At 66.0% G+C, this 19,508-nt stretch carries 21 protein-coding genes and 2 pseudogenes; 10 read left to right on the top strand and 13 right to left on the bottom strand.

Going from position 1 to position 19,508, the window contains the following annotated elements; genetic code table 11:
• Position 1: 1 nt before the first annotated feature.
• Both NB3_RS19485 and NB3_RS19480 read right to left on the bottom strand, forming a co-directional pair.
• A complete protein-coding gene (locus NB3_RS19485) occupies positions 2–649 on the bottom strand; it encodes an enoyl-CoA hydratase/isomerase family protein (RefSeq protein ID WP_067805603.1) in 648 nt (215 codons plus the stop codon).
• Positions 650–660: 11 nt separating this feature from the next.
• Positions 661–1,299, bottom strand: coding sequence for a TetR/AcrR family transcriptional regulator (locus NB3_RS19480; RefSeq protein ID WP_067805263.1), 639 nt, complete (start codon positions 1,297–1,299; stop codon positions 661–663).
• Between the two features lie 227 nt (positions 1,300–1,526).
• Between NB3_RS19480 and NB3_RS36830 the strand changes: the two are divergent.
• Together NB3_RS36830 and NB3_RS19475 are read left to right on the top strand one after the other, a co-directional pair.
• Positions 1,527–1,654, top strand: a pseudogene (locus NB3_RS36830) (GTP 3',8-cyclase MoaA); the annotation flags it as partial.
• A gap of 280 nt (positions 1,655–1,934) precedes the next feature.
• Positions 1,935–2,174 carry a hypothetical protein gene (locus NB3_RS19475; protein WP_067805260.1) on the top strand — a complete coding sequence of 80 codons (240 nt, stop codon included), beginning with the start codon at positions 1,935–1,937 and terminating at the stop codon, positions 2,172–2,174.
• A 177-nt stretch (positions 2,175–2,351) separates the two neighbouring features.
• Here the strand turns inward: NB3_RS19475 and NB3_RS19470 are convergent, their stop codons facing one another.
• The gene (locus NB3_RS19470; protein ID WP_244891979.1) at positions 2,352–3,275 is read right to left on the bottom strand and encodes a DAPG hydrolase family protein; all 924 of its coding nucleotides are present in this window, start codon (positions 3,273–3,275) and stop codon (positions 2,352–2,354) included.
• A 349-nt stretch (positions 3,276–3,624) separates the two neighbouring features.
• Here NB3_RS19470 and NB3_RS19465 point away from each other — a divergent pair, with 349 nt between their 5' ends.
• Positions 3,625–4,224, top strand: a complete 600-nt coding sequence (locus NB3_RS19465; protein WP_067805258.1) for a TetR/AcrR family transcriptional regulator — start codon at positions 3,625–3,627, stop codon at positions 4,222–4,224.
• Between the two features lie 133 nt (positions 4,225–4,357).
• On the opposite strand, the gene NB3_RS19460 is transcribed toward NB3_RS19465, so the two are convergent.
• The 5 genes from NB3_RS19460 to hxsA2 all read right to left on the bottom strand — a co-directional run bounded on the left by NB3_RS19460 (position 4,358) and on the right by hxsA2 (position 8,782).
• On the bottom strand, positions 4,358–4,783 hold the full coding sequence (locus NB3_RS19460; RefSeq protein ID WP_084823484.1) for a Zn-ribbon domain-containing OB-fold protein: 426 nt from the start codon (positions 4,781–4,783) through the stop codon (positions 4,358–4,360).
• A gap of 410 nt (positions 4,784–5,193) precedes the next feature.
• On the bottom strand, positions 5,194–6,354 hold the full coding sequence (gene hxsC / locus NB3_RS19455) for a His-Xaa-Ser system radical SAM maturase HxsC (RefSeq protein WP_244891978.1): 1,161 nt from the start codon (positions 6,352–6,354) through the stop codon (positions 5,194–5,196).
• Positions 6,351–7,805 carry a His-Xaa-Ser system radical SAM maturase HxsB gene (gene hxsB, locus NB3_RS19450; RefSeq protein ID WP_067805252.1) on the bottom strand — a complete coding sequence of 485 codons (1,455 nt, stop codon included), beginning with the start codon at positions 7,803–7,805 and terminating at the stop codon, positions 6,351–6,353. Before hxsB ends, hxsC begins: the two co-directional genes overlap by 4 nt.
• A 3-nt stretch (positions 7,806–7,808) precedes the next feature.
• A complete protein-coding gene (locus tag NB3_RS19445) occupies positions 7,809–8,066 on the bottom strand; it encodes an HxsD-related protein (RefSeq protein WP_169810712.1) in 258 nt (85 codons plus the stop codon).
• Positions 8,067–8,185: 119 nt separating this feature from the next.
• A complete protein-coding gene (hxsA2, locus tag NB3_RS36825; protein ID WP_218020604.1) occupies positions 8,186–8,782 on the bottom strand; it encodes a His-Xaa-Ser repeat protein HxsA2 in 597 nt (198 codons plus the stop codon).
• Positions 8,783–8,957: 175 nt separating this feature from the next.
• On the opposite strand from hxsA2, the gene NB3_RS35640 reads away from it, so the two are divergent.
• Positions 8,958–9,269: a hypothetical protein gene (locus tag NB3_RS35640; protein WP_169810711.1), complete on the top strand. Its 312-nt coding sequence runs from the start codon at positions 8,958–8,960 to the stop codon at positions 9,267–9,269.
• A 382-nt stretch (positions 9,270–9,651) separates the two neighbouring features.
• On the opposite strand, the gene NB3_RS19440 is transcribed toward NB3_RS35640, so the two are convergent.
• Entirely contained in the window at positions 9,652–10,497 is an 846-nt protein-coding gene (locus NB3_RS19440) for an NAD(P)H-binding protein (protein WP_067805245.1), read from the bottom strand.
• A 126-nt stretch (positions 10,498–10,623) separates the two neighbouring features.
• Here NB3_RS19440 and NB3_RS19435 point away from each other — a divergent pair, with 126 nt between their 5' ends.
• Complete coding sequence (locus tag NB3_RS19435) at positions 10,624–11,634, top strand: Lrp/AsnC family transcriptional regulator (RefSeq protein ID WP_244891977.1); 1,011 nt, start codon at positions 10,624–10,626, stop codon at positions 11,632–11,634.
• A 32-nt stretch (positions 11,635–11,666) separates the two neighbouring features.
• Here NB3_RS19435 and NB3_RS19430 read toward each other — a convergent pair whose 3' ends face one another.
• The 3 genes from NB3_RS19430 to NB3_RS19420 all read right to left on the bottom strand — a co-directional run bounded on the left by NB3_RS19430 (position 11,667) and on the right by NB3_RS19420 (position 13,945).
• Positions 11,667–12,485: an NAD(P)H-binding protein gene (locus tag NB3_RS19430; RefSeq protein ID WP_067805238.1), complete on the bottom strand. Its 819-nt coding sequence runs from the start codon at positions 12,483–12,485 to the stop codon at positions 11,667–11,669.
• Positions 12,482–13,369, bottom strand: a complete 888-nt coding sequence (locus NB3_RS19425) for an alpha/beta hydrolase (protein ID WP_067805235.1) — start codon at positions 13,367–13,369, stop codon at positions 12,482–12,484. Before NB3_RS19425 ends, NB3_RS19430 begins: the two co-directional genes overlap by 4 nt.
• 81 nt (positions 13,370–13,450) lie before the next feature.
• Positions 13,451–13,945: a nuclear transport factor 2 family protein gene (locus NB3_RS19420; RefSeq protein ID WP_067805232.1), complete on the bottom strand. Its 495-nt coding sequence runs from the start codon at positions 13,943–13,945 to the stop codon at positions 13,451–13,453.
• A gap of 256 nt (positions 13,946–14,201) precedes the next feature.
• Here NB3_RS19420 and NB3_RS19415 point away from each other — a divergent pair, with 256 nt between their 5' ends.
• From NB3_RS19415 to NB3_RS19395, 5 genes and pseudogenes are all read left to right on the top strand, one after another.
• On the top strand, positions 14,202–15,119 hold the full coding sequence (locus NB3_RS19415; protein WP_067805230.1) for a LysR family transcriptional regulator: 918 nt from the start codon (positions 14,202–14,204) through the stop codon (positions 15,117–15,119).
• 685 nt (positions 15,120–15,804) lie between these two features.
• Positions 15,805–16,419, top strand: coding sequence for a restriction endonuclease (locus NB3_RS19405; RefSeq protein WP_084823482.1), 615 nt, complete (start codon positions 15,805–15,807; stop codon positions 16,417–16,419).
• Between the two features lie 124 nt (positions 16,420–16,543).
• Positions 16,544–17,068, top strand: a complete 525-nt coding sequence (locus tag NB3_RS19400) for a cupin domain-containing protein (RefSeq protein WP_244891976.1) — start codon at positions 16,544–16,546, stop codon at positions 17,066–17,068.
• 131 nt (positions 17,069–17,199) lie between these two features.
• Positions 17,200–17,301: pseudogene (locus NB3_RS36820) on the top strand (helix-turn-helix domain-containing protein); the annotation flags it as partial.
• Positions 17,302–17,364: 63 nt separating this feature from the next.
• Positions 17,365–18,171 carry a GAF domain-containing protein gene (locus tag NB3_RS19395; RefSeq protein ID WP_218020602.1) on the top strand — a complete coding sequence of 269 codons (807 nt, stop codon included), beginning with the start codon at positions 17,365–17,367 and terminating at the stop codon, positions 18,169–18,171.
• Positions 18,172–18,225: 54 nt separating this feature from the next.
• Here the strand turns inward: NB3_RS19395 and NB3_RS19390 are convergent, their stop codons facing one another.
• Positions 18,226–19,128, bottom strand: coding sequence for a universal stress protein (locus tag NB3_RS19390; RefSeq protein WP_067805214.1), 903 nt, complete (start codon positions 19,126–19,128; stop codon positions 18,226–18,228).
• Between the last annotated feature and the right edge of the window lie 380 nt (positions 19,129–19,508).

Below are 19,508 nucleotides of genomic sequence, written 5' to 3'. Positions count from 1 at the left end.
GTCAGCGCAGTGCCGCGGTGACGGAGCTGTACATGGTGGTCTTGATGGCGGCGAGGGTGGCGGGGTTCTTGCCGAGGATGGGGGTGAGCCGAGCGATGGCGGTGGTGAGGACCTCGGTTTCTGTGGCGGTGGCGTCGACGAGCCCGGCGGCCAGGGCGTCCGGGCCGGTGAAGCGGTGGCCGGTGGTCATCGCTGTCACGGCGGCCTGGGGGCCGAGTTTGGCTTGGATGAGCGCGGACATGCCGGGGGTGAAGGGGATGTTGATGTCGACCTCGGGGAAGCAGTAGTAACCGCGGTCTTCGCGCATGACGCGGTAGTCGTGGGCGATGGCCAGCATGGCGCCTGCGCCGAAGGTGTGGCCGTTCACTGCGGCGATGGTGGGCAGCGGGAAGGTGAGGATGCGGGCGAACAGTTCCTGCACGCGGCCGACGTACCATTCGGCGCGGTCGCCGTTGGCCATCAGCCAGTCCAGGTCGAGACCGTTGGAGTAGAACTTGCCGCTGCCGGTGGTGACCAGGCCCTGGGCGTCGCGCTCGACGGCGTCGAGATGGGTGTTGACGGTGTCGAGCCAGTCGGGAGAGAACCGGTTTTCGTCGTCGCCGAGGTTCAGTACGGCGATCTTGTCCTGGTAGTGCAGGTTCGCGGTCATGGTGTTTCCTTTCACTTCGTTGTGGTGGGAGTGGCGCTGGGAAGAGGTATGGCTAGTACCGCTCGGACCGCGGCGGCGAGGCGTTGACGCACCGCGGGATCGGGGTTTCGGCGGCCGCGCAGCAGCAGCGCGGTGGGCAGTTCCACCACGCAATCGCGGACGACGGCGACAGCCTCGCGGTCGGCGCGGTCGAACACGCCGCGCGACAGGTTCACGAACAGCTCGGTCAGGGTCTGATCGAGTCGGCGTAGTTGCTCGGCGATGTCGTCGGGGATCTCGCTGGAACCGAGGAGTTCCCGGCGCGGCACGGTCAGCAGGAAACGCCCCGAGACCGGTTGCTGGAGGAGGAATTCGGCGGGGGTGTCGGCGGCGGCGACGACCGCCTCGATCGCGTCTTCGTGGGAGTTGCCTGCGGCCAGCGCATGGTCGACCGCCTCGCGCTGCAGCGTCAGAAACCGCTGCGCGGCGCGCAGCCAGACACGCCCCATCAACCCGGCGCGGGAGCCGAAGGCGTGATAGATCGCGCCGTTGGACACCGAGGTGGCCTCCGAGAGCGCGCGGACAGTGACGGCAGCGGGTCCGGAGTCGACGGCCAGCCGTTCGGCGGCATCCATGAGTGGATCCAGGGCATGTACGCGAGGGCGGGGCATGACCGGAGCATAACAGAGCACTCGCTCCATAACTAACCCGCTCGCGCTCGCGCGCGACATATTCCCAGTTCAGAGCCTCGCGCCTCGTCGGAGCGGGCCTGGTGACGTTACTCACTCGAGAATTGGAGCATGTGCTCTGGTTTAGTTATGGAGCATGTGCTCTCAAATGTGATGTCTTGCGTCGGCGAAGCCTCGAGCCCTGACTGATCGCCGGCCGCCGGGCGGGGATGTTCATGGCAGCCCTCGCGAGTTTCGGCCGCGTCGCCAAGGATCTGTGCGTAGCTCTCACCGATCGCTGCAATCTGCGCTGCACCTACTACATGCCCCCGAGGGACTGTGCTGGCTACCCATCGACGATCAGGCGGCGCTGCGCGAGCGCGCTGAGATCCACAGTTTGCAACATTGCAACCATTATTGTTGCCGTGTAACCTCGGTGTCGATCCCTTCGATGGCACGACCAGTACCCCTGACTGTGAGACCTCATGGCACCGACAGCGACGCGACCTACCGCCCCGGTGGGTCCGGCTATTTGTTCGCCCGTCCCCGATCGTGAGAGGCCGGCCCCGTCTCGGATACAGGCCGATCCGCAGGGGCTGCACCCCCGCTCTCGGTGCGGGAAGCTTGGCTCGGCGCGGGTGGCGGATGCCGGGCTCTCGCGCTACGAGGTTGGCCCGTCGGCTTTCGGCGGGGATGTGTTTGTCCGGCTGTGGGTGGGCGGCATCGCGTTCGACTATGTGGTCTCGGCCGCCGCGGTGGGCAATCTGCTGCACGATTGGGCGAAATCTCGCTGGTGCACGATCGAGGTGGTCGGCAATTCGAGCGCCGAGCATCGTCCGCCGCGTCTGCCGTGTGAACGGTTGTTTCTCGGGCCGTGACAGGTGACCGAGGAACGGAGTGAGAGGCCGACCGGGGGTTGGTGCGCTGTGGTACGGGTGCACGCGGCCCCACGAACTCGAGCAGATCCCCACGCCGACGGCTCAATCCCGCGGTTGGCCAGCGCAGCTGCTCTCGCCGCCGATAGATCTCGGTCGCAATGGATTCCGCTGACGGGTCTAGCTTGTGAATGCGCGGTGGAGTTCGGGAAGGAAGGTGGCGAGATGGTTCATTTCCTGTCCGCAGTGTAGGAGAAGCTCGCGGGCCATATCCAGCCCGAGCGTCAGATCGGCCGGATCGACAGCGGCTCCGCGCGCTACTGCCTGCGCGGCCTGCCCCGCATCGGGCACTCGCGGGCCGTACAGATTCAGATAGAACCGGCTGCGCATCTCGCACCCGCCGGGCACGGGCCGGACCTGATGCGCCAGCCACCCCACATCCAGCGGCGCCACGCTGCTGCCCACCCGGCCGGAAATGATCGTGTGACCATCGGGCACTTCCATGCCCAGCAACGCCGGGTCGTGGAAGCTGATGGCCAATTGCTGCAGCCTGGCGCCGATGTACTCATCGACATAGACCGTGTTGCCGATGTATTTCTCACGGTCACCGAGCCCCGCGGCGGTCCGCGACTGCGCGGCACCGACATAGAGGTGCGCGTCGGGATGCCAGAGCTTGTAGCGAGCCGACTCGGCGATATGCCAGCCGAACCACCAATCCCACATCGCCGCACTGACTCTCGGCATCACCGTCCGCACGGCCACCCACGTCACGCCCGATCGCGTGTGCCCGTATCCGGTCTCGACCGCAGAGTATCCGCTCGGGCTCAAATCACTGGGCAGACAGTCGAACTCCGGAATCAGCTGCGGATCGGTCGCAGGCCCCGCATAGGCCACGGCGACCTCCGCGGGCGCGGGCAGCGTGCGCTCGGTGAAGAACCGCGCATAGGGCAGAAGCCGGTCCTCGGCGGAATACCCCTGATAACGCGTCTCTCCCGCAGGGGCGGCGCGCCCGGCGCCCGTCGAGTCCTCGATCGCCAATATCGCCCCCACAGTTGTGATCATCGACAGCATCGCGCGCCGCGACATCCACCAGCTTCTCAACACCTGTTGAGACTAGAAGAGGTGCGTCGGCGCCGCTGGCTGTCGACCCAGCTCTGTGACACAACACAGGGCTGGGAGTTCGCGCCCTGGTCGGTAGCCCACATGACCTCGGCTGCCAGCGCCTGACGACGGTGTCGATCCGGGCTCTCCGCGACCAGGCATCGATGCCTGCCTCCCGTCGACTGCCGGCGCGTTCACCGATGCGAATTTCGCTTGCGCCAGGCCCCGCGGTATCGGATCACACACTGCCCACTCCGAGGCCGCGTCCGTCGCTGATCGCGACCCCGGTGTTCACCCGTTTTCGGCAACCAGCAGCGATGGCGGTGCCGAAGCTGCGCTCTACGATGCCGTCATGAGCGAGCCCCCCCGTACGGACGTCGCCCAGCGGCGCCGCAGTATCGCCTCGGCGGCGATCGATGTGCTCGCCGACCACGGCGTGCGTGGCCTCACCCACCGGGCAGTCGACGCCGCAGCCGGGATGGGCCCCGGCGCGGTCAACTATCACGCACCCACCCGCGGCAAGCTCGTCGCCATGGCTGTCGAAGAGCTGTTCACCCGGGACTACGAGCTCGTTGTCACCCATTTCACCGATGTGTCGGCCCTCGACCCGACCTCGATCCCACAACTGGCCGAACTCATGGCCTCCCTCATCGAAGCCATGACCACCGGACCGGCACGTCGGCGGGCACTGGCAAGACACCTCCTACTGGGCGAGGCCCAGTTCCACCCACAGCTGCGGGACCTGTTCGATCAGCAACGCCGCGCCTTTGTACAGTTCACCCAACGGCTACTCGAAACACTCGAAGTGTCCGAACCCGCTCTGACCGCCGAGGCCGTCACCGTCGTCGTAGACGGACTGATCCAACGCCAAGTCGTGATCGGCGCCGCCCCCTTGTCTCAGGCCGAGCTCCGCCGAGTTCTCACCCGACTGCTATCGCCCTGGAACCAATGACTCGCACCATGATTCGCCGCGCTGCTAGCACGGCCGCTGGTCGGACACCGACCTACCCGCCGCAAAGTGGGCCTGGGTCGACAGACCGATCTCGTGAGCGGTGCATCGATCAGTCGCGAGCGGACAGAGGTATTCATGGGCCGATATGCCGACTCCGCGGATCGGCACTGACCGCGAAGACCGGGAACCGGTCCTCCCACGGATGGGGCTGGAACCGGACGCGCACCTCCCCGTTCGGCGACGAGGGCATCTGGCCTTCCAGGCAGGTGTAGACCCACGGGCCCTCATCGAGCGCCACGATGGCGATCATCAGCGGCACCAACCCACCCTGCCGATCGAACGGGGCACGATCCACCACCCGCCACGACACAACCGAACCCGCACCCGAGGACGGCACACGCTCCAGCTCGCCGGATCCGCACGACGAACACCCGGACGTGATCGGCGCGAGCAGCTTGGCGCACCGCACGCAACGATGAATCATCAACACGTCATCCGCGCACGGCTGCCTGCCGTCGCCGAGGGAATGCGCAGGTTTCTTCAGGTCTGACGGGTGCATACGGGCCTCCCCGAGAAGGTGCTGACCGGTTTCCGCTCCAGCCTGTTCCGGAAAGACGCGGCGGGCGACGGCCGAACGACCCGCGGTATACCTGTTTCGCCCACGACCTCAGTGCTCGCGCAATCCGCAGGTGCCCGCCAATGGATCGGCACGCAGCGCCGTACCCCGACATCTGAGACTTCCAAGGCAACGAACACGTTGCGGGTACTTCAAGCCGCGCTCGAGGCGGGGAGTGCCGCATGCTCCTCTGTCAAGCGGTGGTGGCTGTCTCGGCCCCACAACCGTTCCGTGAGGTTCCCCCGCTTCTCTGGAGGACCCTTCAACAAACGGGGGAAACTCATCGCGAATCTAGGATCGAAACACCAATCCGAAACCCCTCATGCCAGCACCCACCTCGTGAAAGAATTAGGCTAGATAGCGGCTATCCCGCGACTGAACCTCGGTCGCCCTGTCGAGAAGAAGCCGGCACATTCGTGGCGCACCGAGCAGTCGTCACACTCCGCGACGTACGCGTTCTTCCAATCCGAGATCGACTGCACCGCGAACGGCCGGATGCCGGCATCGAGGACGCACAGGGGCAGATTGTAGATCGAAACGTTCACCCCGGCGACGGACAGGGCGTCGACACCGGCCTTCAACTGCTCCTGGTAATCGACGGGATCGATCCACAGTGTGGCGTCGTTGGCGACCGCGAAGCCGGTGTTTTCCATGCCCATCAGAGCCACATGATCGACGAATGGAAGATTACGCGCGATCCACGAGCAGGTCTCACGGAGGCGTGGTGCGGTGATGGCGTGCAGAACAATACGAATCTCGACCCGTTGCCCGAGGTTCTTGAGTCGGAGCACGCCGAGAACAGTTTCGTCGAACGCGCCCGCGGCCTGAACCACATAGTCGTGAATGTGATCCACCGCCGCGTAGATCGGTATACCTGCTGAGAGCTGCGGATGCCGGATCTCGGCCCAGGCGCGCGCGACCTCGGGAACGGAGAAGGCGCGCCCGTTGGTCAACACGTGGATTGCGGTGCCCGGGAGGAGATCCCGCGACAGCTCCAGCAGCCCGATGAATCGGCGCCATTCGGTGAGCGGTTCCCCGCCGGTGAATGTCAGTACGGGAGTCGCCGGGTCGAGCAGTGGCAGTGCCTCTGCGATCTCGTCGATCAGCCAGCCATCATCGACCTTCTTCGGCGGCTGCGAACACATCAGGCAATAGTTGTTGCAGCGTTCGGTGACGAGGAAGAAGTTGTGTCGCGACGACCGACGGTAGAGCAGCCTCACTCGACCCGACCGCGGGTAGATGCTCATCACATCGCCATCGCCGACCTCGGCGAACCCCGCCGGAAGTCGGATGTAGCTCGACGATGCGCCGTCCGGGCACGTGTCGCGCCCGACCGCGATCCGGAATCCATTCGCCTGCGCCGCCGTCCAGTCGCAATCGTCGACGATCAGCGCGGCATCGCGATCATCCGACGGGGCACTGTTCGGGGGGCGGAGCCGCACGATCCGGTTCTCGTCCCCGAGTCCGACGTTGTCCGCCGCCGGTGATCGTCCTACAAGCTGAAGAGGTTTCACGACGCCCACTCCCGGAGAACGGCGGCGTCTTCGGGTGAGTGTTCCAACAGTTCGAACAAGTGGGTGATCACGCCCTTCTGTCGCTCGCAGAACTCGGATAGCGGTTTGATCCCCAGCAGGTCTCCCTGCGTCGCGTGGTGATACACAGGGTCCGCGCCGCAGTTGGGCTCGAATACGCACGTCGAGCATTGTGGCGCCGTCTGGGTCAGCGAATCCGCCACCGCCGACACGAGCGTGTCGGACAACACCATCTCCCGGTAACTATGCTCATGTACGTTGCCGAGTTCGAAGCTGCGGTCTCCCATTTCGGCGAGCATCCGTGCCTCGTCGGAGGCGAATACGGTGCCGTCATAGTTGTAGACCAGCGCACCGAGACCGATCCCCGCAGGACTTCTCAGATCGACATACCCGATGGGCTCATCACTCAGCATCCGGCGAAGGATCAGGGCCGAATAGGACTCGGGAAACCGGTGGCCGGACTTGTTGATCTCCAGGATGTAGCGAAGACCGCGCTTCCAGAATTCGAGCCATTCTCGGGCATCGTACTTGTGGAACTGTTTGGTCTTGATCGCATGACCGTACGGAGACAACGGCCTCAGGAAGATGCCGTCGAGACCCTGCGCGAGGTATTCGTCGACGATCTCCTCCACACGATCCAGACTCGCTTCGGTGGTGGTCATCAACGCACCAACCCGGTCCGGGCCGAGCCGCTCTCGAATGCGCTCGATTCCGGCCACCGCGAGTTCGTAGCTGTTCTGGCCACGACGGGGCCGATTCTTGTTGTGCAGATCGCGCGGCCCGTCCAGTGAGGTACTGAGCAGAACATCGTGCTCAGCGCAGAATTCGAGCACTTCGTCATCCAGGAGCGCCAGGTTCGTCGTGATCACGAACTGCAACTGCTTGCCCAGGGACATCGCCCGCTCCTCAGCGGTCACGACGATCCACCGGATGAGCTCGAAGTTCAGCAGCGGCTCGCCGCCTTGAAACTCGATCTTGATCATCGGCGCCGGCGCGGACAGAGCGATATCCAGTGCTCTGGACGCCGTGGCGTTGTCCATGTCGTAGCGGACGCGGTCCTTGCTCTGACGCGACACCTGGCAATACGGGCAGGAGTGCTCGCATCGCAGCGTGACGACGAACAGGTGCAATGGCGTGGCGGCGCGCAGGAAGCTCAGGCGGCTACGCAGACGAAGGGCGAGAAGCTGCTGCGGTGCGCGCTGATCGGCCGATCCGACGAAGAGCTTCTCGAAAGCCCTTTCATAGAGCCCGTCACCAGGGGTGAGATCGAGCGCGCACAACCGCTCCAGCTCGGTTGCCGTCATTTCCGCCATGTCGCCAACCATGTTGCCGACGAGGAAGCGGTCTGCACCGAGCCGTTCGAACCGAATGGGCAGGAGTCGCAGCCGGGACGTGTCGGGATGGAACGAGTCCGCTGAGGCGAAGCCGACCAACGGTCACTCCCCCTCGGCCAGTGATCCGAATGCCAACGCGACGATGACATCGCGAAACCGGCCGGTCTCGCGACCGACCTTCTCGCGCAGGTTCTCGTCCGTCACGAGATTCAGGAAATGAGTGCGCAACTCATCGCCCCGAAGCTGTGACTGCGTTGGTGAGAGCCGACAGACGTATCGCCCGTCCGCTTCGTCGATCTGGCATGTCGCCTGCCCGATCAAACGGTAAGCGGCCTCCCGCAGCGCGTCGAGCGACTGCACCGACCTGCTGAAGTCGACAACCAAATCAGACCCTGACATCACTCGATCCCATCACAGAACGCGGAATCCGCACTCGCCGAGAGCACCTGACATTGTTCGAAGGCAACTGCACTGCTCGGTCACCGAGGGGGCACCGCGGTCGTGTCAACCTCCGTACACAGGTCCAATGCTCGCTGGGCAAGATCCTCAGCCTCGGTCGCAGCGAGGGCGAAGACCTCTTGCAGCTCGCGCGCGATCTCATTCAGGCCAAGGCCCTCCTTTGCCCGCGTGCACGCCAGGGAGAACGGATCGGAAGCAGGCTGCGAGCTTGGTGGTGGGGTGGTGGTAGGAGGCGGAGCGGCTGCGGGCGGCGGAGCGGCCGGTGGGGTCACGGCAGGCGGTGGTATGTAACCCGGCTTCGGCACATCGGGTCGGCCGAAACCTGGACTGGAAGACGCATGAGATGCATGAGATGAATGGGATGAATGAGACGAATGAGAACCATGCCGCGCGAACAATCTGCCATCGCCGGCGCGATGCGTCGTGAAGCTCATCAACTCGACGTCGTCCGGCAACGCAACCCGAGGCTCCGGCAGGGCCTCCTCCCGTGCCGCCGAGACGCGAGGTTCGTCCGTTCCCGTCGAGACCGACGCCTCCGCGACTGCCTGTGCGGCCGTGGGGATCGCGAGGGCGGCGAGAGCCGCCGTCAGACTCACGATCTTCGGCGTCTCACGCATTCGTATCTCCCAGAATCGAACCCGAGTTGACCACGGCGAACGAAATGCCCGTGCGTTCCATCGTCACTGCCCTCCATCACCACCCCGACGAGCTTCGAACTCGTTACGGCAAATAGTATCTCGCCCGGCACCGGACCGTTACACATCGAGCCTCACGCGCCCGCACAACGTTCCGGTGACGTCGATGACCGCACCCATCGGCCACGGGATGCGCCGTCACACTGGCGACGCCGACACCGATGCCGCGCCCGCCACAGCTACTACCAGCGACGAACCGAATCACACCGCGATCCGGAAGTCCGGCTGGAGCACTGGCCCCGGATCCACTCGAACAACGTTGCGGGAGGTGGCGGGCATCGAGTCGATCGACAACTCGGTGATCAGCGACCGCCTGACCGACGCCGAACTCGCCTCCAAACATGTGTTACCGCGCGTGTACGATTCGCCGGCCACACCACCGCGGGAGCTCGAGCGAAGGCCGGGCTGAGAGGGCGCGACCACGCGGCGCCGACCGCATGAACCTGTCCGGGTAATGCCTGCGTAGGGAGCGAGTCGCACCATAAACGCCTGTTCATCGCCACCTCCTTCTCACCTCCGACGCCGCCGACTACTTCGGGTTGCCCCGCGAGCGGACCGTGATCATGGGCTCCCAGGTCGAGGTATGACACGGCGAAAGCGACGACGCATTGGTGGTGATCCTCGACTGACGCCAGCCGTCTTGTTCGTCGGTGGAGCGGCGGCAGTATCCGACGCGGAACGGCCGATCGGCTAACGGAACACCAAGCCGCCGGTGGAGTTCTCAGAAGCTGGGGTGATGCTGGTGGTGGAGTGGATGACCTGGCGGTGTGTCCGATCGGGCTTCCGGTGTGTCAGGCGAAGTCCGTGACGTGCCGGATGGACCACTCGCGGAAGGTGTTCGGCCGGACGCCGGTGATGTCCTGGACCGTGGGGTGCACAGCGGAGGTGAACGATTCCAGTGCGGTGGCGCGCAGCGCCATGATGGCGTCTGCCATGAGTTCGGACTGGCCGTGGTCCAGAATCGTCTGACGGGCGCGGGACGGTTCGACTTCGACGAATCGTAGCGGGCGACCCAACACGTCAGCGAGAATCGCGGTCATCTCGGCGGGGGTCAACGCCTCCGGTCCGCTGAGCAGGTAGGTCTGTCCGTCGTGACCATCGCTGGTGAGCACGGTGGCGGCGACGGATGCGATGTCGTGTTCATCGATGACGGCGATGCGGCCGTGGCTGTAGGTGGCGAACACGCTGTTCTGGTTGCGGATCGACCCGGCCCAGTGCAGCGCGTTGGCCATGAAGCCGAGTGGGCCGAGGATGGTCCACGCAAGGCCGCTGTCGCGCAGCGCCTGTTCGCCGTGCCGGTGCCAGCTCGGAATGGGGTCAGTGGCGGTGTCGTCGCCGGTGCGGCCCGAGGACAGTTTGACCACATGCGAGACGCCTGCGCGCGTCGCCTCGAGCAGCACATTGGCGTCGTGGACGGGGATGTCGGGGCCGGTGGACAGCAGGAAGACGCGATCCACACCGCGCAGCGCCGCGGCGATGCTGCTGCGATCATTCAGGTCGCCTGGAACCACATCGACGGCATCGGGGAGGTTGGCGACGGCCCGCCGGGTCAACGCACGTACGTGCACCTCCGCAGCGACGAGCTGGTCGACGAGTGCGCGGCCGACAGTGCCGGTAGCACCGGTAACAAGAATCATTGGCGGTCCTTCGGTAGATCGTTGCCTCGGGGCCTGTCCCCGCGACTCGATCAGCCTCGATCCGGGAGGTAGAAATATCCACGCACCATGTCAGGTTCGCGGATATTTTCCATTCAAGGTGGGATGTTGAAAGATTCGATCGTCATCGACGAGCTGGACCGTGGGATCGTGCATGCTCTGCACATCGACGGCCGCCTACCATTCAGTCGCATCGGTGAGGTGCTCGGTGTGTCGACCCAGACGGTGGCGCGCCGCTACCGGCGGCTGCGCGCGGAGGCAGGTTTACGGGTGATCGGCTCGAGCCACCTCGACCGCGACGACCACACGCGCTGGTTGGTACGCCTGGGTGCCACCGCGGCGACGGCGCGTACGCTCGCGCACTCCTTGGCTCGCCGGCCGGACACCTCGTGGATCAAGCTGCTGTCCGGCGGCACGGAAATCCTGCTCATCGTGCGCACCCCGCTCGGGGCGGACGCGGCGCACTCACTGCTGCTACAGGAGATCCCCCGGACCGCGGCCATCACGACGGTATCGGCCCATTACGTACTGCACACCTATCTGGGCGGCCCGACCCCCTGGCACGGACAGGTCGCAACACTGAACGAACAACAGCGGCGACAGCTCACGCCCAACTGCGACGGACCCGTCTCCGGACGCGGGCTGTCGAGCACGGATGATGCCCTGCTGGCGGCACTGCAGGCCGACGGGCGGGCGGGACTGGCCGAGCTGGCCGCGGCCACCGGCTGGTCGGCGGCTACCGTGGCACGCCGCCTGGCCGATCTACGGGCACGCGACGAGATCTTCTTCGATGTCCAGGTCGACGACACCCTTTTCGGCGCCACCACCCAGGCACTGCTGTGGATGTCGGTCGCACCAGCCCGGCTCGACTACGTCGCCGCCGAACTGGCCCGGCACCCCGAACTGGCCTTCGTGCACGCCACCACAGGCCCGAGTAACCTGGTGGCACAAGCGATGTGCTCGGGTCCGGGCGCACTGCACCACTACCTGACCCGCCGCCTCGGCCACGTCGGCGACATCCAGGCGCTGGAAGTCACGCCCGTCCTGGCCACGATCAAAGCCGCGGGCCGTGTCACCGCCGAACTCCCCAAACCCGTCCGAGCCACTCATCGTTCCTGAGACCCCGCTGCGGAGTCTCATGTCGGCAAGATTCAGCGGAAGTCGTTTGCGTGAGCCACTGCCCATTGATGAAAGGTGCGAGGGGGACGGCCTGTCACTTCTTCGACCGTGGGATAGATCTGGGACTCGTCGAGTGTCCGGTCACCATAGAAGCTGAAGAAGGCGTGGACGTATTCCTCCGGCATATGTGCGCTCATGTCGGCACGGGCCTGCTCGTCGGTGAGCGGATGGAAGCGCAGATCGCGCCCGAGCACCTGCGCGAGAACCGCCAGCCGCTCGGCCGGCAAAAGCCGTTGCGGGCCGCTCAGCTTGTGAATGCGTTCCTCGTGTCCGGAGTCGAGCAGTGCCCGCACCGCGACGGCCGCGATGTCGTAGGGGTCGACGGAGGCGATGGGCACCTCAGCGAAGCCGTCTCGCACGTCGTCACCGGACCGCAGTTGGGGCAGCCAGCGCAGTGCGTTGGACATGAAGGCATTGGGACGCAGGAAAGTCCAGGCCAGACCTGACTCCCGGACGGCGGTTTCGGAGCGGATCATGAACTCGGAGACAGCGTTTCGGGTGGCGGTGGCGACCGTGGCCAGACTCGACAGCAACACGACCCGTTTCACTCCTGCCGACCGCATCGTGGCGAGCAGGCCCGGCATGTCGCGGTAGCCGGGCAAGAGGAACACCGCATCGACACCGTCGACGGCGGCGGCGAGCGAGGTCGGCTCGTTCAAATCGCCGACGGCCTGCTCGACCGGCAGGTCCGTCTGCTCGCGTACCAGCGCGCGGACCGGTTGCTGTTCCCGAAGGAGTGCTTGGACGACTTCGCCGCCGACGTTGCCGGTGGCGCCTGTGACGAGAATCAACGAAGGGTCCTTCCGAAGTGTGCGGCGGCGGTGTCTGTGGCCAGCGTGACTTGGGGGTCTTGGTCGTAGAAGTCGAACTGGCTGCCCTGGGTCCACAGGATGTCCTTGCGGCCGGCGAGTCCGGCGTGGAAGCGGCGGGCGCCGTCGGGGATCGCGGCATCCTCGCTGTGCACGAGCAGGGTGGGTTGGGTGATCTGGGGCGCCAACGCGATGGAGTCGAAGCTGAGCCAGTCCTGCCAGGCGAGGACAGCGAAGCGGTTGGGCCAGGCGGGAATTCCGCCGCGAGCCGGGTTGAGGTAGAAGTCGATGTCGTAGGGCATGGCTGCGCGTGGGTCGGTCGTGCTGACCACGGAGACGTAGTCGATCTCGCCGGTCTCCTCGAAGTGCGCCCGGGCCTGTTCGGCGATCTGGATCTTCTCGGCGACCGCCTCCGCGCCACCGTAGACGGCCTCGCAGATGGCCGCGTCATGCAGCCACGGTGCGATCAGGGCGAGCGATCCGATACGCGGGTCGCGGGCGGCGTTGCCTGCCATGTACATCGCGGCAGCACAGATTCCCAGCGCTCCCAGACGGTGGGAGTCGATCGACGGCTGTGCGGCCAGGAAGGTAGTGGCGTGGTGGATGTCGTCGATCTTGCGTGCCGGGTTCTCCACCTCGCGCGGCGTGCCACTGGATTCGCCGAAGCCGGCGAAGTCGAACGACAGCGCGGCGTACCCGCGGTCGGCGAGGTGTTCGGCGTAGCGGTCGGCCATGAGCTCTTTGACGCTGGTCCAGGTCCCAGCCACGACAATTCCGGGGACTGGGTCGTCGCTGTCGGGGAGGAACAATGTGCCGATGAGGGTGGCATCCCCGCTGGGGAAGCCGACCTTGTGTCGAGTCGTCAAGAAATGCCTTTCAGGCGAACAAGGACGCAGCGCACGGTCGCGCGCGGACGTCGGTTGCTATCGAGGTTGCACCTCTGCCGGTCAGTGTGTGGATCGGCTGGAGGCACGTTCCATCAGCTTTTCGTTGCCGTCACCCCAGCGTGCGTGCATCACCACGCCGGTGATCCGCCAGTTGTCGCCGACACGTCGCAGGTCGAATCGGTACGTGCCGCCGAGCGTCCACAACGAGTCGCCGTATCCGGTGGCCAAACGGTGCGTGGCCTGGAACTGCGCAGTGCACACCGCGGTGTCATCGACGACGTCGACCAGCGAGTTGCCGAGTAGGTGCTGAGTGGAGTCGAAGCCGCCGAGTACCCGTGACCAGCCTTCGACGATCTGTTCCGGTGCGAGCGTCGAGGGTTCTCCGCCGTTGAGGCTCGTGTAGTCCAGATGCACCTCATCGGCGAACACAGTCTCGAGCAGGTCCCACTCACGGTGGTCGGTGTGCCAGGCCATCCGCGTGCACAGCTCGATCACGGCCTGGCGATCGGCCAGCCGTCGCATCTCTGCCGCGACGGATTCGTCGATCATGCTCATCGGGCGACTCCTGTCGGCCGCACACCTGCGGTTGGCGGAGCAGCAGCCTTCACCGGCCGATGGTCATTTCGAATACTTCTCATCCTGTTCTTTCCGACTCGTCTCGGGCAGGTCGGGCACTGGACGGACGCCCATGCTGCCGGTTGGAAGGTGTAGCGCTGCCCCACCAAGATCTTGGCGACGCCGGCACCGAGAAGGAAACAGCGATCTCCTGTGACGGCGCACAACGAATCGTTGTGACAGCTAGGGTGATGCCGTGAGCGACCTCGATCTTCGGCATCTGCGTTCATTTCTGGCCGTGGCGCAGGAGCGGTCCATCACACGCGCCGGAGTGGCGCTGCACCTGACACAACAAGCGGTGTCGACGCATGTGCAACAGCTCGAACGTTCGCTGGGGGTGGCGTTGTTGGTGCGCACCTCACGGGGGGTTCTCCTCACTCCAGCCGGTGAGGAACTCGCGCTCGGCGCGGCGGCGGTCGTCGACGACCTCAGCCGTCTGGTTCAACGAGTGCGCGCAGTCGCCGATGCTCAAACCGGCACTCTCCGTCTGGCCTGCTGCCCAGCAGCTACCGCGCTGTTCGCCGTCGCCGTAGCCGATGCGCTCGAGTCCATGGTTCCCGGGTTGCAGGTGACGTTGAGCAGTGCCCAACACCCCAAGCACGAACTCGAACTACTGCATACCGGTCGCGCCGACGCGGCCTTCATGTGGTTGCCGATCGCCGACGTCGGTCTGCACCACGCGACGGTGCGCCGAGATCCCCGAACTGTGGCGCTGTCGCCGCGGCATGCTCTGGCCCACCGCACGAGCGTGACGCTCGCCGACATCGCCGAGGATCCTGTCGTGCGTCCCGACATCCTCACCTCCGAACAGGCACAACGGTTCTGGACCGCCGACCCGAGACCCGACGGCCGCTCAGCTCCGCTCGGCCCGGTTGTGCCCACCGTCGAAGACTGCCTGCTCGAGGTCGGCCGTAACCGCGGTATCTGGATCGCGCCCCAGCCGCTCGGCGCCGCGATGCCCATCGGCGACCTGCGCTGGGTCGAGCTCACCGACGCCGAACCCTTCGACCTGGCTGTCGTATGGAACGATCAGGCACCCGAGCCCCTGATCACACGGCTGATAGCAGAGGTCCGCGCCGCCGTCGGTAACGATCGGCGACAGGATGCCGCATAGGCCGGGCTTACCTACGAGTCAGCCTTGAAGCGGCGTTCGACCAGCCGCTTCCTGCCGGATGCCGAGCTGTATTCCGTCGATGAGGTGAACTCTCGGTCGTCGCCATGACCCATCACGTTTCGAAACCGCGAGCTTCGAAGCCAAGCGTGAGGTCGTACCTCGATGGTCCCACGATTCTGGGATGTAGAGCCGTCGCCAGATCTCAGGGAGGTCGGCGGCGAGCTGCAGCGCCACGGCGTAATCGCCTTGCCCAGCGTGGAATCGGGCCAAGTCGCGCCTGGTCGTGAGCGTGTCCAGGGAATGCTCTGGCAGACCAGCCCGGCGTGTACCGAGTTGGAACAGCATGTCCGCGACTGGCTCGCCGCGTTGCACCGAGCCTCCGGCGGGCAGGTGGTACGCAACGGTATCGGCCGTGGTCGCTACGTCGTCTATACCTTCACCGCGGCCAACTTTGGCAGGTGCCGCTGGAGCGTAGGTTCCGGGCGTTGAAGCTGTGGGCGGTGATCCGCTGGTACGGCGCGGCCGGGTTGCGGGAGCAGCCGCACAGTGACTCGCTGGCGGACCGGGCCTTCTCACGACCCCCGAAAGGCGGCGGAATCCGACGATAGCCGTGACAATCGAGATCGGCTGAGCGCTCGCGCCAGGCCGAGAAAGGGCCGGACAGGCTGCTGAAGGGGGCACGAGGATGGGAAGACGACGTGGTCGCCGCGGATCGGATGCGGCGGCGTTGATGTTCATGGCAGCCGTCGCCGCGGTGGTGGTTGCACCCAAGGTCGCGGACATCGCCGAACAGCACACCGTGGCACTCGCATCCGCAGGGGTGTGCGCGCTGGCGGTCGCTGTCGGTGCTGCTGTGCTGGCTGTGTGGCATCGCCGCCGGGTACGTGCTCGCGATGACGCGCGGGTGCTGGCCGCCCTACGCCAGAACTCGCTGAGCCCCGCCGAGTTCGAGGAAGCGCTGGCCGCGTTGTGCCGCCGCGACGGCTGCACCGATGTCCGGGTGGTCGGCGGATCCGGGGATCTGGGCGCAGACGTGATCGCCCGCGCTCCGGACGGCCGCCGAATCGTGCTGCAAGCCAAGCGCTATCACAACGGCCGCACCGTAGGCAGCCAAGACGTGCAACGGTTCGGCGGAACCGCGCACACCATCCACGGCGCCGACGTGGCGGCCGTGGTGACCACCGCACATGCGTTCACCCCGCAGGCACGCGCGTACGCGGCCAAGGTCGGCATCTCGCTCGTCCCGGCGAGAGCACTCGCTGCCTGGGAATCACAGACCGGGCCGACTCCCTGGGATTGAGCCCGAGACATGCGTCATGCAGCTGTAGACCTTTTGAACCACTCCTGCAAATTATCAGCGTCTGAGAGAGAATGCCTTCCAGACCGGCAGCTGTGATCGGATGGAGCATCCAACGGTTCGGCGGGTGGTCACCGGGCACGATTCCGAGGGTAAGTCCCGGGTGGTCGACGATCGTCATGTCGAGGCCATCACGACCGAGTTGATGCCCGGCTTCGCCGCCTACCGGCTGTGGGGCCGAGACGAGCGACCCACGTTCCCGGACGATGGTTCCCCGCGCGGCGCCGAGGCGTGGTACCCACCCCGAGACGGATCTCGTTTCATGATCAACACGGTCCCGCCGGGCGAAATGGTCCCGCCCCCGGACCTCGACGTGACGAAGGCTCTGCATGAACTCGAACGGCAGATGCCGGGAGCGATGGCCGTCCAGGAGCCCGGTGCCGGCGGGATGCACACCACCGACAGCCTCGACTACGTTCTGATCGCCTCGGGCGAGGTCACACTGGATCTCGATAACGGCGAGCAACGAGTATTGCGGGCAGGCGATGTGGTCATCCAGAACGGGACCCGGCACGCCTGGCGCAACCACGGCACCGAACCATGCACGATCGTCGGCGTCGCCATCGGCGCGGACCGAGTCCGGCTCACATAGTCCAGACCACCAACCGGGCCACCCAAGCCAAGCCCGTGCTGGAGGAAAGCGCCTGACCGCCGGAAAACGCTGGGACGCGGGTGTCATCAAAGGTCAGTCGCGCGTCTTGTACGTGATGAGGTTGCCGTCACACCATCGCCGAACTGGCGGAGCTGTTCGAGGTGTCGCCCTCGACGGTGTACCGAGTCCTCGACCGCGCCAGCATCACGACAGCCACAGCGGATGCGGCATGACCGCCGCAACCACGTACTCTCTATCCCGGACTGCACACCCCCATGGGAAGCGAGCACCACACCGTGTCGATCACCGCTGACAGAACCGCCCTCACCGACCCCGCCCGGCTAGCTGCGGTACATCGTTACGAGATCCTCGACGCTCCGACCGACGGCCAGTTCGACACCATCGCGGCGACCGCCGCAGCGGTGTGCGGCACCCCGATCTCCACGGTCAGCATCGTCGACGCCGACCGGGTCTGGTTCGCCGCGGCCAAGGGACTGGATGGTGTCGCGCAGGTCGGCACGGAACCGGGACTGTGCGCCTCGGCGTTCTGCGCCGAGGGCCCGTACGTGGTCAACGACGCGCTCACGGATCCGCGCACCCTCGATCATCCGTTGGTACGTGGTGAGCTGGGGCTGCGGTTCTACGCCGCCGCCCCGATCGTCACCGCCGACGGGCACCACCTCGGCACCGTTACCGCAATCGACGCCGTGCCCCGGGAGTTGAGCGAGGTGCAGAGGACCGTGCTCGGCTATCTCGCCGACCAGGTCGCGCAGCATCTGGAGCTGCGCCTGGCCACCATCAAGGCGGTACGCGCCGAACGCCAGTTCCGCGAGGATGCCGAGCAACGCGCCGCTGCCGCCGCCGAGCTCGCCGCCCAGATGCGAGCCGCGGCTGCCGTACAGGCCACCACGCCGCACCCTGAGCACTGCCAGCTCGGCGGCACCGCAGGCTGCACCGCGCCGGCCGAGCTGAAGATCGCCGATTCGTGGGGCGACTCGGCCTGGGGCTGCACCACCCACGTCGAAGAGGCCATCATCAACGTCCGTTCGGTGTTCATCGCCAACGAGGAACTCGGTGGCCTGGCCGCCTACCTCAACCGCTGACCGTCACCACGAACCAACCTCCCGACCCCCGGGCGGCGATGCCCGGTCCGGTCGTCATCTCGAACGGACGACGATCATCGGCACGTCGATCGAGTGCAGCAGCGCATTGCTGGTCGACCCCAGCACCGTGCTCGCGAAGCCGCCTCGACCGTGCGTGCCCACTACCACCAATTGCGCGGTCGCCGACTCGTCGAGCAGGGATCGCGCCGGGCGATCCACGGTGACGATACGGCGCACGGGAACATCCGGGTAGCGTTCGCTCCAGCCGGCGAGACTCTCGGCCAGCACCGCTTCCGCCGATTCGCGGGCTTCGTCCCATGCTCGGACCGGCACGTCCGGACCGCTCGTGTCGCTCCATGCGTGCAGCGCCACCAGCTCCACTTTCCGCCGCGATGCCTCCTCGAAGGCGAGTTCGACGGCGGGCACGCTGTTGTCGGTGCCGTCGACGCCGACGAGCACGGGTTGACGGGCCGATACCGGGTCGATCGCCGACATTTCATGGATCACCGCGACCGGGCACAGCGCGTGATGAGTGGTCGCGGTGCTCACCGAACCGAGTAGCCCCCGCTGAAACGCGCCGAGCCCGCGGCTACCGACCACCAGCATCCGTGCCTGCGCGGAGCGCTCGATGAGCAGGGGAATGACCAGTTCGAAGCTCACCTCGGTGGTGATCGCGGGCTCATCGCCGGGCGCGGCTGTGCGCGCGACCCGTGCGGCCTCGGTGAGGATGCGTTCGCCGTCCTTGCGCATCCACTCCAGGTCGGCCTCTCCCAGCGAGATGCCAGGTCCGAAACCGGTGCGTATGGCCATGGACGTGATGATGTGCAGCGGGCAATGGTGCAAGGCCGCTTCGGCGGCCGCCCAGGCCACCGCTTGGTATGAACTGGCGGACCCGTCCACCGCCGCCAGGATCGACGAGTTCGGTGTGGCGAGGCGCGAGGACTCCTCAGTGGACATGCCGAGTTCCTTTCAGGGCCGGGTTCACTGCCTTACGCGGTGTGCGGGTGGCCTGGGCGGGAAATTCGTTCCGATATCGCCGTCCACCGCTTCCGACGACCGGCGCCATCAGCTTCGAGGATCGCGCTTCGGGCGGATCATCGACAGAGACGAAGGTCATGCATCGGACGGGACATCAGACCCCGCCTCTACCGCCGCGCACAGCCCCTACCTCGCTCGGCAGCATGCGCGAGCACGCCGCTGGCCAGTACTCGAGGTGAGCCCGGAAGACCACCGCCCGGCCCGCCATGGCGAAAGTCACGCGGGAATGGTCGGTTCGACTCTGTTGCCTCCTCTCTCCGCCGCCCTACCGTCGGAGACCTCACCCGGTAGAGCGCAGA

It is taken from the genome of Nocardia beijingensis NBRC 16342, assembly GCF_001612785.1.
In the GTDB taxonomy this organism is placed as follows: Bacteria; Actinomycetota; Actinomycetes; order Mycobacteriales; family Mycobacteriaceae; genus Nocardia; species Nocardia beijingensis.
This window is presented reverse-complemented; position numbering and strand designations above follow the sequence as displayed.

Bases quoted from the DNA above. Each gene is read 5' to 3' on its own strand.
- NB3_RS19485 (WP_067805603.1), bottom strand. From the start codon at position 649: ATGACCGCGAACCTGCACTACCAGGACAAGATCGCCGTACTGAACCTC.
- NB3_RS19480 (WP_067805263.1), bottom strand. From the start codon at position 1,299: ATGCCCCGCCCTCGCGTACATGCCCTGGATCCACTCATGGATGCCGCC.
- NB3_RS19465 (WP_067805258.1), top strand. From the start codon at position 3,625: ATGAGCGAGCCCCCCCGTACGGACGTCGCCCAGCGGCGCCGCAGTATC.
- NB3_RS19460 (WP_084823484.1), bottom strand. From the start codon at position 4,783: ATGCACCCGTCAGACCTGAAGAAACCTGCGCATTCCCTCGGCGACGGC.
- hxsA2 (WP_218020604.1), bottom strand. From the start codon at position 8,782: ATGCGTGAGACGCCGAAGATCGTGAGTCTGACGGCGGCTCTCGCCGCC.
- NB3_RS19440 (WP_067805245.1), bottom strand. From the start codon at position 10,497: ATGATTCTTGTTACCGGTGCTACCGGCACTGTCGGCCGCGCACTCGTC.
- NB3_RS19420 (WP_067805232.1), bottom strand. From the start codon at position 13,945: ATGAGCATGATCGACGAATCCGTCGCGGCAGAGATGCGACGGCTGGCC.
- NB3_RS19405 (WP_084823482.1), top strand. From the start codon at position 15,805: ATGGGAAGACGACGTGGTCGCCGCGGATCGGATGCGGCGGCGTTGATG.
- NB3_RS19390 (WP_067805214.1), bottom strand. From the start codon at position 19,128: ATGTCCACTGAGGAGTCCTCGCGCCTCGCCACACCGAACTCGTCGATC.